This is a genomic window from Actinophytocola oryzae (assembly GCF_004364325.1).
In the GTDB taxonomy this organism is placed as follows: Bacteria; Actinomycetota; Actinomycetes; order Mycobacteriales; family Pseudonocardiaceae; genus Actinophytocola; species Actinophytocola oryzae.
On the sequence record NZ_SOCP01000012.1, the window covers coordinates 47,249 to 60,699 of the forward strand.

The 13,451-nt window shown below is 67.7% G+C and carries 17 protein-coding genes and 1 tRNA gene; 12 read left to right on the forward strand and 6 right to left on the reverse strand.

Features of this window, described 5'->3' with window-relative positions; all coding sequences use genetic code 11:
- Positions 1-44: 44 nt before the first annotated feature.
- From CLV71_RS29310 to CLV71_RS48000, 3 genes are read left to right on the forward strand one after another with little or no spacing between them, the layout of a single operon-like run.
- Complete coding sequence (locus CLV71_RS29310; protein WP_133906117.1) at positions 45-956, forward strand: TetR/AcrR family transcriptional regulator C-terminal domain-containing protein; 912 nt, start codon at positions 45-47, stop codon at positions 954-956.
- A gap of 19 nt (positions 957-975) precedes the next feature.
- On the forward strand, positions 976-1,470 hold the full coding sequence (locus tag CLV71_RS29315; RefSeq protein ID WP_133906118.1) for a MogA/MoaB family molybdenum cofactor biosynthesis protein: 495 nt from the start codon (positions 976-978) through the stop codon (positions 1,468-1,470).
- Complete coding sequence (locus tag CLV71_RS48000; protein WP_166664304.1) at positions 1,467-1,619, forward strand: hypothetical protein; 153 nt, start codon at positions 1,467-1,469, stop codon at positions 1,617-1,619. The genes CLV71_RS29315 and CLV71_RS48000 overlap by 4 nt, the downstream gene beginning before the upstream one ends.
- Before the next feature lie 39 nt (positions 1,620-1,658).
- On the opposite strand, the gene mscL is transcribed toward CLV71_RS48000, so the two are convergent.
- The 4 genes from mscL to CLV71_RS29335 all read right to left on the reverse strand — a co-directional run bounded on the left by mscL (position 1,659) and on the right by CLV71_RS29335 (position 4,106).
- Positions 1,659-2,141: a large-conductance mechanosensitive channel protein MscL gene (gene mscL, locus CLV71_RS29320; RefSeq protein ID WP_133906327.1), complete on the reverse strand. Its 483-nt coding sequence runs from the start codon at positions 2,139-2,141 to the stop codon at positions 1,659-1,661.
- Positions 2,142-2,349: 208 nt separating this feature from the next.
- Positions 2,350-2,961, reverse strand: coding sequence for an SAF domain-containing protein (locus CLV71_RS29325; RefSeq protein ID WP_133906119.1), 612 nt, complete (start codon positions 2,959-2,961; stop codon positions 2,350-2,352).
- 86 nt (positions 2,962-3,047) lie between these two features.
- Positions 3,048-3,395 carry an FmdB family zinc ribbon protein gene (locus tag CLV71_RS29330; protein WP_133906120.1) on the reverse strand — a complete coding sequence of 116 codons (348 nt, stop codon included), beginning with the start codon at positions 3,393-3,395 and terminating at the stop codon, positions 3,048-3,050.
- A 102-nt stretch (positions 3,396-3,497) separates the two neighbouring features.
- Positions 3,498-4,106, reverse strand: coding sequence for a 5-formyltetrahydrofolate cyclo-ligase (locus CLV71_RS29335; RefSeq protein WP_133906121.1), 609 nt, complete (start codon positions 4,104-4,106; stop codon positions 3,498-3,500).
- A gap of 24 nt (positions 4,107-4,130) precedes the next feature.
- Here CLV71_RS29335 and CLV71_RS29340 point away from each other — a divergent pair, with 24 nt between their 5' ends.
- From CLV71_RS29340 to vanX, 8 genes are all read left to right on the forward strand, one after another.
- The gene (locus tag CLV71_RS29340; protein ID WP_133906122.1) at positions 4,131-5,057 is read left to right on the forward strand and encodes a UTP--glucose-1-phosphate uridylyltransferase; all 927 of its coding nucleotides are present in this window, start codon (positions 4,131-4,133) and stop codon (positions 5,055-5,057) included.
- Positions 5,058-5,084: 27 nt separating this feature from the next.
- A complete protein-coding gene (gene glp, locus CLV71_RS29345) occupies positions 5,085-6,308 on the forward strand; it encodes a molybdotransferase-like divisome protein Glp (RefSeq protein ID WP_133906123.1) in 1,224 nt (407 codons plus the stop codon).
- Between the two features lie 25 nt (positions 6,309-6,333).
- Positions 6,334-6,969, forward strand: a complete 636-nt coding sequence (locus CLV71_RS29350; protein WP_133906328.1) for a GNAT family N-acetyltransferase — start codon at positions 6,334-6,336, stop codon at positions 6,967-6,969.
- A 139-nt stretch (positions 6,970-7,108) separates the two neighbouring features.
- Positions 7,109-7,972 (forward strand): divisome protein SepX/GlpR, encoded by an 864-nt coding sequence (gene sepX / locus CLV71_RS29355; protein WP_133906124.1) that lies wholly within the window; start codon positions 7,109-7,111, stop codon positions 7,970-7,972.
- Between the two features lie 32 nt (positions 7,973-8,004).
- A tRNA-Ala gene (locus CLV71_RS29360) sits at positions 8,005-8,077 on the forward strand.
- A gap of 211 nt (positions 8,078-8,288) precedes the next feature.
- The gene (locus tag CLV71_RS29365) at positions 8,289-9,323 is read left to right on the forward strand and encodes a D-isomer specific 2-hydroxyacid dehydrogenase family protein (protein ID WP_133906125.1); all 1,035 of its coding nucleotides are present in this window, start codon (positions 8,289-8,291) and stop codon (positions 9,321-9,323) included.
- Positions 9,320-10,351 carry a D-alanine--(R)-lactate ligase gene (gene vanA / locus CLV71_RS29370; RefSeq protein WP_133906126.1) on the forward strand — a complete coding sequence of 344 codons (1,032 nt, stop codon included), beginning with the start codon at positions 9,320-9,322 and terminating at the stop codon, positions 10,349-10,351. The genes CLV71_RS29365 and vanA overlap by 4 nt, the downstream gene beginning before the upstream one ends.
- The gene (gene vanX, locus CLV71_RS29375; RefSeq protein WP_133906127.1) at positions 10,348-10,986 is read left to right on the forward strand and encodes a D-Ala-D-Ala dipeptidase VanX; all 639 of its coding nucleotides are present in this window, start codon (positions 10,348-10,350) and stop codon (positions 10,984-10,986) included. The genes vanA and vanX overlap by 4 nt, the downstream gene beginning before the upstream one ends.
- Positions 10,987-10,994: 8 nt before the next feature.
- Here vanX and CLV71_RS29380 read toward each other — a convergent pair whose 3' ends face one another.
- A complete protein-coding gene (locus tag CLV71_RS29380) occupies positions 10,995-12,143 on the reverse strand; it encodes a sensor histidine kinase (protein WP_133906128.1) in 1,149 nt (382 codons plus the stop codon).
- A complete protein-coding gene (locus tag CLV71_RS29385; protein ID WP_133906129.1) occupies positions 12,136-12,819 on the reverse strand; it encodes a response regulator transcription factor in 684 nt (227 codons plus the stop codon). The genes CLV71_RS29380 and CLV71_RS29385 overlap by 8 nt, the downstream gene beginning before the upstream one ends.
- Before the next feature lie 87 nt (positions 12,820-12,906).
- On the opposite strand from CLV71_RS29385, the gene CLV71_RS29390 reads away from it, so the two are divergent.
- Positions 12,907-13,413 carry a M15 family metallopeptidase gene (locus tag CLV71_RS29390; RefSeq protein WP_133906130.1) on the forward strand — a complete coding sequence of 169 codons (507 nt, stop codon included), beginning with the start codon at positions 12,907-12,909 and terminating at the stop codon, positions 13,411-13,413.
- Positions 13,414-13,451 lie beyond the last annotated feature (38 nt).

A 13,451-nucleotide genomic window follows, 5' to 3' on the forward strand; every position in this document is an offset into this window, starting at 1 on the left:
GCGTGTGCAGTTGAAAGCAGGTGCACTAGTACGGGGAGGTCGACGTGGCCGACTCGGCCGAGATCCTGGCCGGCATCCGGCGGCGCATCGCCTCGGGCGAGCTCGCGCCGGGCGACCGGGTGCCCTCGACCCGCCAGATCACGCGGCAGTGGGGCGTCGCGATGGCGACCGCCACGCGAGTGCTGACCACGTTGCGGCAGGAGGGGCTGGTCGTCGCGCGCCCCGGCATCGGCACGGTCGTGGCGAGTACGGCACCAGCCGTGACGGTCACGCCTCGCCCGCGCGCCACTCACACCGAGGTCACCCGGGAGGACGTGGTCCGCACCGCGATGGCGATCGCCGACGCGGAGGGTTCCCCGGCGCTGTCGATGCGACGCGTCGCGACGGCGCTCGGCGTCGCCACGATGTCGCTCTACCGCCACGTGCCCAGCAAGGACGAACTGGTCGAGCGGATGATCGACACCGTGTTCGCCGACCACCGGTTCGACACCCCGCCGCCGCGGGACTGGCTCGCGGCGGTCGAGGCGGGGGCGCGTCGGCTGTGGGTGATCTTCCGTGCGCACCCGTGGGTGGCCGCGGTGATGTCACTCACCCGCCCGCAGGTCACGCCGAACGTGCTGGCCTACAGCGAGTGGGTGATGAGTGCGTTGCAGGCCGCGGGACTCGGCACGAGGCCGATCTTCCAGGTGCATCTGACCATGTTCAGCTACGTGCGGGGGCTCGCGGTCAGCCTGGAGCCCGAGGTCGTTGCCGAGCAGGAGACCGGGCTGACCTACGACGAGTTCATCGACACGCGCGGCGAGGCGATTACCTCGGTGATCGCCTCCGGGGCGTTCCCGACGTTCCAGGCGGTGGCGGCGAGCGCCGACTTCGACCTCGACCTCGACGAGCAGTTCGACTTCGGGCTGCGGCACCTGCTCGCCGGGCTGGCCGGGTTGCCGCTGGCGGACGGGTAGCTCCTACTACGGTGAGCGCATGGAACGGAGTGCACAGCGGCTTGGCAGGGCTCTCATCGTGATCGTGGACGACCGCGTGGCACACGGGGAGAACGAGGACACCGTGGGTCCGCTGGTCACCGAGCTGTTGGAGGAGAACGGGTTCATCGTCGACGGGACCGTCGCGGTGGCCGGGGAGAACGTGGACATCCGCAACGCGCTGAACACCGCGGTGATCGGCGGCGTCGACGTGGTGATCACCGTCGGTGGGACGGGTGTGTCCCCGCGCGACGTGACACCGGACGCGACGCTGGGGGTGCTGGACCGGCCGATCCCGGGCATCGCCGAGGCCATCCGGTCCTCCGGGTTGGCCGCGGGTGCCGTGGACGCGGGCATCTCGCGTGGGCTCGTGGGCATCTCGGGCAGCACGCTCGTGGTCAACCTGGCCGGCTCGCGCTCGGCCGTCCGCGACGGGATGGCGACGCTGTCGGCGCTCGTCCCGCACGTGATCGACGAGCTGTCCGCCCTGGAATGACGACCCCGGACCGGAACCGGAAGGACCTGGACGACATCTTCGGCGAGATCCTTCCCGAGACAACGTCCGACGAGCGCGACCCGGAACCGCCGGAGCGTGACACGGACGAGTGGTACGAGCGGGAACGCCCGCCTCACCACGACCGGTGAGGCTCAGCGCTCTGTGGTGAGCGCTGAGCCGGACCCGGTTCAGTGGGGGCGGGTCGGAGGCGGCTGCCTACGGGGCTGCTGGGGCTGTTGCTGGGGTGACGACGGCTGGCGCAGCTGCTGGGTCGCCTGGCCCTGCTGTTGCTGGCGGAGCAGGTCACGGATCTCGGTGAGGAGCTCGATGTCCGACGGCTCGGACGGGCCGGTCTCCTCGCCACGCTTGCGGCGCTCCTGGAGCTTCTTCATCGGCATGACGATGATGAAGTAGACGACCGCGGCGACGATGAGGAAGTTGATGACCGCCGTGATGATGGCTGCGAAGTCCATCGTCGCCTCACGGTTGCCGTCGACGATGTTCCAGGACAGGCCCGTCACCTCGGCGCCGCCGAAGGCCGCGATCAGTGGCTTGATGAAGTGGTCGGCGAGCGCGGTCACGATCGCGGTGAAAGCCGTGCCGATGATGACGGCGACGGCCAGGTCCACGACGTTCCCGCGCATCAGGAAGTCCTTGAAGCCCTTGAGCACCAGCGGCTCCTTTCGCGTCGGTTGTCGCACGGAGCGTAGTGAGCTACGCACAGCACTGCCCAACAGGCGGACGTTCTCTGCCTTATAGGGCATGGACCTGCGGAAACGCGAGCCCGACGACTACGACGAGTACGCACGGCTCAGTCGATCCAGAACGAGGACGGACGCCACAGGCACCGCACGCCTCACGCCGGCACCGCAGAACGCCTCAGCGCAACGTGACGGTCACCGGTGAGTCGAGCGCCGCCGCCGCCACCCGGGTCGCCTCCTCCCTGGGTAACGCGAGCACCACGAGACGCGCGTCGTCATCGGCACGGCGGACCGTCAGGACCGTCGCGTCGGCGGCGAGGACCCACGGGCCGGTGTCGTCCGGCTCGACCGTGACCACGTCCACGGCCGCCCCGGGCGTCAACAGGTCCGCCACGGCCGGATCGGACAGCCGGAACGGGACCGCCGCAACGTCGGAGCCACCCGCGGCCAGCCGGCTGTTCTCCACGCCGATCAACCGGACACGCGTCAGCGGCTCCCCAACGGTGGTGGCACTGGCCAGGACCCGCCCGGCGACCTCCCTGGGGGACGTCAGTGCGGCGGGCGGACGCAACGACGCAGGTAACCGGGTCACCTCGACGTCCGCCGCCCGCAGGGTCATCCCGGGGGCCAGGTCACGGGCGGCGACCAGCATCGGCACGGTGGCCGCGGTATCGCGGTTCGCCTGCAGCACGGCCAGGGCACCGGCGGCCAGCACCAGGACCAGCGAGGTGATCCGGCGCAGCGCGAGCCAGCGAGGCCAGCCGTCGAGACGGCGGCGGGAGCGTTTCATGCGGACGACGGTACGGCGGGAACGCCGTCGGGCCGGTCTGGTTACCGACGAGTTGTGGACAACTCAGTGAGCTGTGGACAACTCCCTCAGGAGGCGACCTTGTCCGTGGACGAGGTCGAGGACGACGAGGACTTCTCCGAAGAGGACGACGACTTCTCGGCGGTGGACGACGACTTCTCCGACGACGAGGCCGTCGAGGAGGCGGCCTTGTCCGTCGAGGACGTGGCGGCGGGCGCCGTCGCCTTGGACTTGCTCTCCGACCGGCTGTCGTTGCGGTAGAAGCCGCTGCCCTTGAACACCACGCCGACCGAGCCGTACAGCTTGCGCAGCTTGCCGCCGCACTCCGGGCACTCGGTCAACGACGCGTCGCTGAAGGACTGCACCGCGTCGAAACGGTGGTCGCACGCCGTACACGCGTACTGGTAAGTGGGCACCGGTGACTCCTCGTTCCCCAACTGGCTGGCACTCCAGACGATGGAGTGCCAATCGCCATGATGCGACAGATCAGCCCCGGAGCGCAAACACGTCCTCGCGTCTCACACGAAACGCAGTAGTCCGCGATTGGGTGTGAGCACCGCGGTCATCCGGATGTCATGCGCCTCCGACGGCAGAGCCTCGAAAATCTCCTGGTCACGGACCACGGCCACGAGATGGGTTCCGGAGGCGATGTCCGCGAGGGACCGATCATAGTGACCAGCACCACGTCCGAGGCGGATCCCGTCCTTGTCGACCGCGAGCGCGGGCACGAGCACGAGATCAGCGATCCGCAGGGCGAAGGAGCCCAGCAGCTCGCCAACCGGTTCGCGCAGCCCGTAGGGCCCGGCTCTCAGTGACTCTCTACCGGCGTACCAGCCCCAGTCGAGCGGACCGTCGCCAGTGACGACCGGTAACAGCACCCGTGCCCCGAACTCGGCCAGATCGTCGAGCATCTGCGCCGACCCCGGTTCGGACCCGATCGGCACGTACGCGCACACGGTTTGCCCGGGACGCACGATTCTGCCGCTGGTCAGATGGGTGGACAGTGACATCGCCTCGGAAAACCGCACTGCTGCGGGCACGCGACGTCGTTCGGAAAGCAGCTCCTTGCGCCACCGCCACTTGGTGTGTGCGGCTTGCTGACTTGGATCACTCCCAGGCCGGGCCACGTGATGAGGTTAGAGTCGCTGTCCATGGCGCAACCCACCGCAGTCACTTCCGGCCATGAAGTAACCAAGCCAGCCGGGATCCGAACCGCCATCGTGCCGGCCGCCGGCCTCGGCACGAGGTTCCTGCCGACCACCAAGTCCGTACCGAAAGAGCTGCTCCCGGTCGTGGACACGCCCGGTATCGAGCACGTCGCGACCGAGGCGGCGGAGGCGGGGCTCGACAAGCTCGTCCTCGTCGTCTCGCCGGGCAAGGACGCCGTCGCACAGTACTTCCGGCCGCAGCCGGAGCTGGAGGAGGAGCTGCGCAGCCGGGGCAAGGCCGCGCTCGTCGAGAAGATCACCCGCGCCCCCGGCCTGCTGTCCTCCGTCCAGACCGCCATCCAGGAGAAGGCGCTCGGCCTCGGCCACGCCATCGGCTGCGCCGAGGCCAACCTGGACGCCGACGAGCAGGCCGTGGCCGTCCTGCTGCCCGACGACCTCGTCCTCCCGCGTGGCGTCCTCGGCCGCATGATCGACACCCGCGCCCGCTACGGCGGCACCGTCCTGTGCGCGTTCGACATCCCCCGTGAGGAGATCTCGCCCTACGGCGTGTTCGACGTCGAGGACACCGACGACCCGGACGTCAAGAAGGTCAACGGCATGGTGGAGAAGCCGTCGGCGGAGGAGGCCCCCTCGACCTTCGCCGCGGCAGGCCGCTACCTGCTCGACGTGGCGATCTTCGACGCGATCAGGCGCACCGAGCCCGGCAGGGGCGGGGAGATCCAGATCACCGACGCGATCGCCCTGCTGATCTCCGAAGGTCACCCGGTCCACGTGGTGGTTCACCGGGGTGGACGTCACGACCTGGGCAATCCTGGGGGCTTCCTGCGTGCCGCCGTGGACTTTGCGCTCCAAGACCCCGAATATGGGCCAGAACTGCGCGAGTGGTTGCGCGTGCGGGTGGAGGAGTAAACCAAGACAATCGGTGAGGGCACCGCGATGAGGTCAGTCGACGAGCAGCTCGGGCGGGCGCTCGCCGCCGCAGTCCGGCCCGCGCCGGTACGGGTGGCCATCTCCGAGGCACAGGGTCTGCTGTGCGCGGAGGAGGTCGTGGCGGAACGGGCGCTGCCCGGGTTCGACCAGGCCGCCGTGGACGGCTACGCGGTACGCAGCGTGGACGTCCAGGCGGCGGGCACTGAGCCCGTGCTGCTGCCCGTGGTCGGCGAGATCTCGACCGGCTCGCGGCAGCCGAGACGGCTGCAGCCGGGACAGGCCGTGCGCGTCGACACCGGCGCGCCCCTGCCCACGCTCGCCGACGCCGTCGTGCCGATGGGGTACACCGACGGGCACCACGCTCGGGTGACGGTCAACCAGCCGGTGCCCTCGGCCGCGTTCGTCCGGCGCACCGGCGAGGACGTCCAGACCGGAGATGTCGCCGTGCGCCGGGGCGCCGCCATCGGGTCGGCCCAGGTCGGTCTGCTCGCGGCCGTCGGGCGCGCCAAGGTGCTGGTGTACCCGAGGCCCCGGGTCTCGATCATCACCCTCGGTGACGAGCTGGTGGACATCGACCGCACGCCGGGCCAGGGCCAGGTCTACGACGTCAACTCGTACTCACTCGCGGCGGCGGCACGCGACGCGGGTGCGGAGGTCAACCGGGTCGGCATCGTGGCCACCGACTCGAGGCGGCTGCGCGAGACCATCGAGGGCAGGCTGCTGCTGAGCGAGATCGTGGTCATCGCGGGTGGTGTCGGCGGCGAGGCCGCACAGGAGATCCGTGCGGCGCTGTCGGACCTCGGCGACATCGACATGACGCGGGTGGCCATGCACCCCGGCTCCGTGCAGGGCTTCGGCAGGCTCGGCCCGGACGCCGTGCCGACGTTCTTCCTGCCGAGCAACCCGATGAGCGCGCTGATCGTGTTCGAGGTGATGGTCCGGCCGCTGATCCGTGCCGCGCAAGGAAAACGGAACCCGCACCGGCGCCAGATCGCCGCCCGGCTACTGTCGCCAGTCGTGTCGGTCAAGGGACGAAGAGGCTTCCTGCGCGCGCAGCTGCTTCGCGACGAGAACAACGGCGAGTACCTGGCCCAGCCGCTCGGCCAGTCCGGGTCGCACCTGCTCGCCTCGCTCGCCGAGGCCAACTGCCTGATCCTCGTCGACGACGAGACGACCGAGGTCGTGGTCGGGGAAGAGGTCCAGGTCAGCTTCCTGGCGCAGCGTGGCTGAGCAGTTGAGCCAACGACAGGGCCCGATGGGGCGGCACCCCGGCTGGCCGGCACGGCTCGGGCCGCTGCGTGTCGCGGCGGGCCTGCTCGAGGTGCGCAAGCCGAGGCTGTCGGACGCCGCCGCGTGGAGCAGGATCCGCAGGCGCGACCGGCGCCACCTCGAGGCGTGGGAGCCGACCACGCCGGGGGACTGGGACGCCAACAATGCCGCCCTCGCGTGGCCGGGCCAGTGGTCGACGCTGCGGGCGCTGGCCAGACGCGGCATGTCGCTTCCGTTCGTGGTCACCGTCGACGGCCAGGTGGCGGGGCAGGTCACCGTCGGCAACATCGTCCGTGGCTCACTGTGCTCGGCGTGGATCGGGTACTGGGTCGGTACGCACGCGGTCCGCGGCGGGGTCGCGACGGCCGCCGCCGCGCTGGTCGTCGACCACTGCTTCTTCAACGCCGGGCTGCACCGGCTCGAGGCGACCGTGCGGCCGGAGAACGCGCCGAGCATCAGGGTCCTCACCAAGCTCGGCTTCCGCGAGGAGGGCCTGTTCCGCAGATACCTCGACGTGGCAGGCACCTGGCGGGACCACCTGTGCTTCGCACTGACCACAGAGGACGTCCCGAGTGGACTCATCGCCAAGCTGGTCGCCGACGGACGTGCCGCGCGCGCCTGACCGGGCATGATCACCTGGTTGTGTTGGATTGGTCGCGCCGTTCTGCGTGTCGGCGCGCCTCCGACACTCCTGTGACTGTTGTGACTAACGTGGCGACCGAGTCGTCTTGGTGTGTTCGCGGTGCGCAAGGGGAGGTGTCATGCCGAGCTCACTCGTCGTGGTCGCGCTCGTCGTCGCATGGCTCGTCGTCCTCGTGCCCATGATCGTCCGCAAGCGCCAGGAGGTCGCGAAGACCGGCGGCTCGGAACTGGCGGCACGCGTCGTGCGCAGCGGAGAGGCGGAGGCGGGGGCCGAGCTCGACCCGGAGGAGGCCCCCGTGCACGAAGAGGATGAGATCCGGGAGAATTTCGAGGAAGATCTGGTGGCGGAGGTCACAGACGCCTCGGAGGATGTGCCGGATGACGACACGGGCCAGGCTGACATGAGCTACTACGACGACGGCTACCCGCGCCGCTACCGCCCTGGCCGGGGCGGGTTCGACCCGGAGGCCGCCGCCGTCATCGCCCGCGCCAGGTACACGTACCGCCAGCGGGTCGTCCTGGCGATGATCATCGGCGCGATCGTCACCGGTGTCCTCGCAGGCTTCGTGTTCGTCCAGCTCTGGTGGGCCCACGGCTTCATCGACGTCGTCCTCGTGTCCTACCTCGTCTACCTGCGCCGCCAGGTCCGCATCGAGGACGAGATCCGCGAGCGACGTCTCGTCCGCATGCAGCGGGTCAGGCGCGCGCAGGCCTACCACGCCCAGGCGCAGGCCGAGGCGTACGCACGGGCTGCCCAGTACGCCGAGGAGGCGCCCACCGGGGAGCCGAGGACGGTCGAGGAGTACGTCGAGGAGCTGTACCACGACGAGCCCGGACAGCGAGAGCGTGTGGTCGACGGACCACCCGCACCGCCCGCCTACCGGGGCAACGCCATGGTCGTGGACGTCGACGACGAGGACCCCGTCTTCGACGACCTCGAGGAGCCGGGCAACTCGCCCTACCGCCGCGCGGTGGGCGAGTAGGAGTCTGATAGGCTTCGCCCGCACACAGATCAGGGGCTGTAGCGCAGTTGGTAGCGCGTCTCGTTCGCATCGAGAAGGTCCGGGGTTCGATTCCCCGCAGCTCCACGTCACTCGGGGCGAGCTGTGTCAGCGGAGGGCGCTGACCGGCTCGCTCCTCTGTGTTTGTGGGGGTGCAACCCCCATGCCCCGCCCGGCGGGCTCTGCCCCCGGACCCCCGGTGCGGGCTTGAACCCGGATGTTGGCTGCGGCCGTGTGTCGTCTGTGTATCCGAAACCGCATACGTGTTGGCAACGTTGTGCTGGGTTGACTTGGGGGCATGACCTTCGGTGAGTCGTCCCTTCCTGCGGATCGCTTTGTTCAGCCGTTGGCTTCTTCGGGTGTTTCGGCTGTCGGGGTCACGGTTTATGGGTGTGGGCCGGATGAGGCTGTTCTGTTTCGGGAGTTGGGGCCTCGGTTTGGCGTTGTTCCTGTTCTCGTCGAGGCGCCGTTGTCCGATGGCAATGTTGGGCTGGTGGCCGGGAATCGCTGTGTGAGTGTTGGTCACAAGGCTGAGGTTGCGAACTCTGCTCTTCTTGCGCTCAGTCGTGTCGGTGTGGAGTACATCTCCACCCGGAGCATTGGGTACAACCACATCGATGTCGGGTATGCGGCGAGTGTTGGCATCTCTGTTGAGAACGTTGCTTATTCGCCGGACAGTGTTGCCGACTACACGTTGATGTTGATGTTGATGGTCGTGCGTAGAGCGAAATCCATCATTCGGCGGGTGGATGCCCATGACTACCGGCTGCAGGACGTGCGTGGGAGAGAGCTGCGTGACCTGACCGTCGGGGTGATTGGCACCGGGCGCATCGGGTCGGCGGTCATCGACAGGCTGCGTGGCTTTGGCTGTCAGGTGCTGGCCTATGACGTTCGTCCTCGGTCCTCTGCCGACTATGTTCCTCTCGACGAGTTGTTGTCGGTTAGTGACATTGTGACGCTTCATGCGCCGCTTGGTGTGGATACGCACCACCTCCTGGATCGTCGGCGTATCGGTCGTCTCAAGCATGGCGCGTTTGTCGTCAATACCGGGCGTGGTGCTCTTCTTGACACCGAGGCCCTCGTTTCTGCGTTGGAGAGCGGTCGTTTGGGCGGTGCGGCACTGGATGTTCTCGAAGGGGAGGAGGGGACGTTCTACGCCGACTGCCGGAACAAGCCTGTCGAAAGCAAGCAGCTGTTGCGGCTGCAGGAAATGTCGAACGTCGTCGTCAGTCCGCACGCTGCTTACTACACGGACCACGCCCTGGTCGACATCGTCGAGAACTCCATCGTCAACTGTCGGGAATCGCAACGTGGAAGGCAGGACTGGGTATGAGGATCGGAATTCTGTTCGGGGGTTGTTCCGAGGAACATCCCGTCTCCGTCAAGTCCGCGCTGGAGGTCGCCGCGAGTCTCGATGCCGAGAAGTATGAGCCGTTCTGGGTCGGGATCACGCGGAGCGGTGCCTGGAAGCTCTGTGACGGTCCTGACGCGGACTGGGAAGCCGGTGCCTGTCGGCCGGTCGTGTTGTCGCCGGACAGGGGCGTTCACGGACTGCTTGTGCTGGAGCAGGAACGGTACGAGGCGATCCGTCTGGACGTCGTGCTGCCCGTGTTGCACGGCAAGCTTGGTGAGGACGGTGCGATACAGGGTTTGTTGGAACTCTCCGGCATTCCTTATGTCGGCTGTGATCTCCAAAGTTCTGCTCTGTGTATGGACAAGTCCCTCGCCTACGTCGTCGCCAGGGGCGCTGGGATCGCTACGCCGAATTTCTGGATTCTCGGTGCGGGCGAGGAGATCGATCCCGGTCGGCTTACGTATCCTGTCTTCGTCAAGCCGGCGCGATCGGGGTCGTCTTTCGGTGTCACCAAGGTATTCAGCGGAGAAGGGCTGAATGGTGCCGTGGAGGTCGCGCGGCAGTACGACTCCAAGGTGTTGATCGAGGAGGCCATCGTTGCCAGCGAGGTCGGGTGTGCGATCTTGGGGAACGAGTCGGAGTTGTTCGCTGGCGAGCCGGATCAGATCACCATGTCTCATGGGTTCTTTCGAATTCATCAGGAGGATGATCCTGAGAGTGGTTCCGAGAACTCGACTGTTACCGTGCCCGCTGATATCTCGGCTGAGTCGCGCTTGCTCGTCCTGGAGACGGCCAAGGCTGTCTATCGTGCGCTGGGGTGCCGGGGGCTGGCGCGTGTGGACATGTTCCTCAAGGAGGACGGAACGGTGGTTCTCAATGAGGTCAATACTTTGCCCGGTCTTACTTCGTACAGTCGTTATCCGAGGATGATGGCTGCCGCGGGTGTGTCGCTTGTCGAGGTGATCGACCGGATCGTGTCGTTGGCTTTGACGGGGAAGGCGCAATGAAGGACGGTTTCGTGTTCGTTGACGAGGTTGTGCCCGGGATACGTTGGGATGCCAAATACGCCACCTGGGACAACTTCACCGGCAAGCCTGTGGACGGGTACGTGGCGAACCGGATTGTCGGTACGCGGGCTTTGTGTGCGGCCCTGGAGCGTGCGCAGGAGATGGCCGCGGCCCTGGGGTTCGGCCTGCTTCTCTGGGACGGTTATCGTCCGCAGCGTGCCGTCGATCGCTTTGTGCGTTGGTCTGCGCAGCCTGAGGACGGTCGGACGAAGACGCGGCACTATCCGAACATCGACCGGGCCGAGATGTTCGAGAGAGGGTATGTGGCCGAGAAGTCGGGTCACAGTCGGGGAAGTGCGGTTGATCTGACGTTCTACGATCTGGCTACCGGTGAGCTTGCTCCCATGGGTGGTGACCATGATCTGATGGACTCGATCTCGCATCACGGGGCTGACGGAGTTACGCCGATCGAGGCGCGTAATCGTGGGCATCTTCGCTATGTCATGGAGGCCTGTGGGTTCAGTTCGTACGACCGTGAGTGGTGGCATTACACGTTGACGGACGAACCGTATCCGGACCGGTATTTCGATTTTCCCATCACTGTTTCGCGACCACTGCGTGGGTTCGCGTCGTGAGGATCGCGTTACTGGTGGTCGCGTTGCAGTTCCGTCGATCGTCGTCTGTTGGTTTGTGGTGGGGCGGCGGGCAGTTCCACCGTGACGCGCAGGCCTCCTGCCTGCGGGGTGAGGGTGAGGGTTCCGTCGTGTGCTTTGGCGATGCTCTTGACGATGGCCAGTCCCAGGCCCACACCCGCGTGGTCGCCGCGTACGCGGTCGGTGCCGCGCCGGAACGGTTCGGTGAGGGTCGAGACCAGTTGTGGGGACAGCTTCTCGCCGGTGTTCTCGACGGTCAGCACGGCCGATCCCGCGCGGATGGCGGTGTCGACGTGCACGGTGCCGTGTTCGCGGAGGTTGTGGACGATGGCGTTGTGCACGAGGTTCGTGGTCATCTGCAGCAGGAGAGCCCGGGAGCCCGTGGTCGGGGTCATCTCACCGGACGTCTCGACGGTGACGCCGTGTTTCTCGGCCAGCGGGAGGAGCGTCTCGGTCGCTTCTTCGGCTGTCAGGGACAGGTCGACGTGTTCACGGGTGAAGGACCGCTGGTTGGCGCGGCTGAGCAGGAGCAGGGCCTCGGTGAGGTCGATCGCCCGGCTGTTGACCAGGTGGAGGCGGTCGACGAGCTCGCCGGTGTCGCGGTTCACGTCGTTGCGGGCCACGTCGAGCAGGGTCTGCGTGATCGCCAGCGGGGTGCGCAGCTCGTGGGAGGCGTTGGCCGCGAACCGCTGCTGTTCTGCGTCGTGTGCTTCGAGCCGCGCGAGCATGGCGTCGAAGGCGTCGGCCAGCTCGCGGAACTCGTCCCTGCGGCCCTCCAGCTGGATCCGGTGGGATAGCGAGCCGTTCGCCGCCAGGCGGGTGGCGTTGGTGATGCGTGTCAGCGGCGCGAGCATGCTGCCCGCGAGGACCCAGCCGCCCAGCAGGCTGAACGTCAGCAGGAAGACCAGCATCGCGGCTGCCTTCGGGACGAACGCTCTCAACAGGTCGGAGCGGTCGGGGATGACCATCATGCCCATCCTCGGCCGGGTTCCGGGAGGTGCCGTGAAGATCGTCTCGGGTACGTAGCGCAGCAGGAACACCCACACGACCGCGAGCAGCAGGGTGCCCGCGAGCATGATCACGCCCGCGTAGCTGAGGGTGAGCTTGAGGCGGACGCTCATACCGGCCGGTCTAGCCACGGTTCGCTCCCTCGGGGCCGGTGTCGATGCGGTACCCGACCCCGGGCACGGTGGCGATGAGCCACGGCTCGCCGAGCCGCTTGCGCAGGGCGGAGACGGTGATGCGGACGGCGTTGGTGAAGGGGTCGGCGTTCTCGTCCCACGCCCGCTCCAGCAGTTCTTCTGCGCTCACGACACCGCCCTCCGCGGCGACGAGTACCTCGAGCACGGCGAACTGCTTGCGGGTGAGCGCGACGTAGCGCCCGTCGCGGAAGACCTCCCGGCGGAAGGGGTCCAGCCGCAGGCCCGCGATCTCGCTGACCGGGGGCCGGGCGTGTGCTCGCCTGCGGTTGAGTGCCCGCAGTCGCATGACCAGTTCGCGAAGGTCGAACGGTTTGGTGAGGTAGTCGTCGGCGCCCAGCTCGAACCCGGAGGCCTTGTCGTCGATCCGGTCGGCGGCGGTGAGCATGAGGATCGGCATGCCACTGCCCGAGGAGACGATGCTTTCGGCGATCTCGTCGCCGGACGGGCCGGGGATGTCACGGTCGAGGACCGCGAGGTCGTAGGAGTTGACGCTGAGCAGCTCAAGCGCGGTGTCGCCGTCACCGGCGATGTCGGCGGCGATCGCCTCGAGGCGCAGGCCGTCGCGGATGGCTTCCGCCAGGTAGGGCTCGTCCTCGACGATCAACACACGCATGCTCTCGACGCTACGTCCCGCACCATCTCGCCGGCATATCGAAAACCGGGTACATGCTGGTAACGGCACGCGGCCTTGGCTGTCGGCATGAGTCGAACAGCGCCGCACCGCACCCGACTGCCTGCCGCCCGGCACGTCCTCGGCAAGGCGCACGGCGCTGTCCCCGACCCCGTGACGGTCTTCGACGAGGAGACGCCTGCCGTGGTCAACCTCGATCCCGACCTGCTCGGTGCCCTGCGTCGAGCGGCGACCGCCGCCGAGGGTGACGGGGTCGAGTTGTTCGTCAACGGCGGCTGGCGTTCCCCGGAGTACCAGGAGCAGCTGCTGCACGATGCGGTCTCGAAGTACGGCTCAGCCGAGGAAGCCGCCCGCTGGGTGGCCACTCCGGACACGTCCGCGCACGTGTCGGGGCACGCCGTCGACATAGGACCGCCCGCTGGCAGGGTCTGGCTGTCCGAGCACGGTACCGAGTACGGGCTCTGCCAGATCTACCGCAACGAACCATGGCACTACGAACTGCGCCCCGAAGCCGTCGACGGCGGTTGCCCGCCCATGTACGACGACCCCTCGCACGACCCGAGGACGTGGCGGTGACCGTCCTTCGTGCCGGCCACCCCGGGTTGACGCCTGGG

What these genes read in the sequence shown, in the direction of transcription:
- CLV71_RS48000 (WP_166664304.1), top strand. Translation starts at nt 1,467, where the DNA reads ATGACGACCCCGGACCGGAACCGGAAGGACCTGGACGACATCTTCGGC.
- CLV71_RS29350 (WP_133906328.1), top strand. Translation starts at nt 6,334, where the DNA reads ATGGGGCGGCACCCCGGCTGGCCGGCACGGCTCGGGCCGCTGCGTGTC.
- glp (WP_133906123.1), top strand. Translation starts at nt 5,085, where the DNA reads ATGAGGTCAGTCGACGAGCAGCTCGGGCGGGCGCTCGCCGCCGCAGTC.
- vanX (WP_133906127.1), top strand. Translation starts at nt 10,348, where the DNA reads ATGAAGGACGGTTTCGTGTTCGTTGACGAGGTTGTGCCCGGGATACGT.
- sepX (WP_133906124.1), top strand. Translation starts at nt 7,109, where the DNA reads ATGCCGAGCTCACTCGTCGTGGTCGCGCTCGTCGTCGCATGGCTCGTC.
- CLV71_RS29315 (WP_133906118.1), top strand. Translation starts at nt 976, where the DNA reads ATGGAACGGAGTGCACAGCGGCTTGGCAGGGCTCTCATCGTGATCGTG.
- CLV71_RS29385 (WP_133906129.1), bottom strand. Translation starts at nt 12,819, where the DNA reads ATGCGTGTGTTGATCGTCGAGGACGAGCCCTACCTGGCGGAAGCCATC.
- CLV71_RS29390 (WP_133906130.1), top strand. Translation starts at nt 12,907, where the DNA reads ATGAGTCGAACAGCGCCGCACCGCACCCGACTGCCTGCCGCCCGGCAC.
- vanA (WP_133906126.1), top strand. Translation starts at nt 9,320, where the DNA reads ATGAGGATCGGAATTCTGTTCGGGGGTTGTTCCGAGGAACATCCCGTC.
- CLV71_RS29340 (WP_133906122.1), top strand. Translation starts at nt 4,131, where the DNA reads ATGGCGCAACCCACCGCAGTCACTTCCGGCCATGAAGTAACCAAGCCA.
- CLV71_RS29365 (WP_133906125.1), top strand. Translation starts at nt 8,289, where the DNA reads ATGACCTTCGGTGAGTCGTCCCTTCCTGCGGATCGCTTTGTTCAGCCG.
- CLV71_RS29325 (WP_133906119.1), bottom strand. Translation starts at nt 2,961, where the DNA reads ATGAAACGCTCCCGCCGCCGTCTCGACGGCTGGCCTCGCTGGCTCGCG.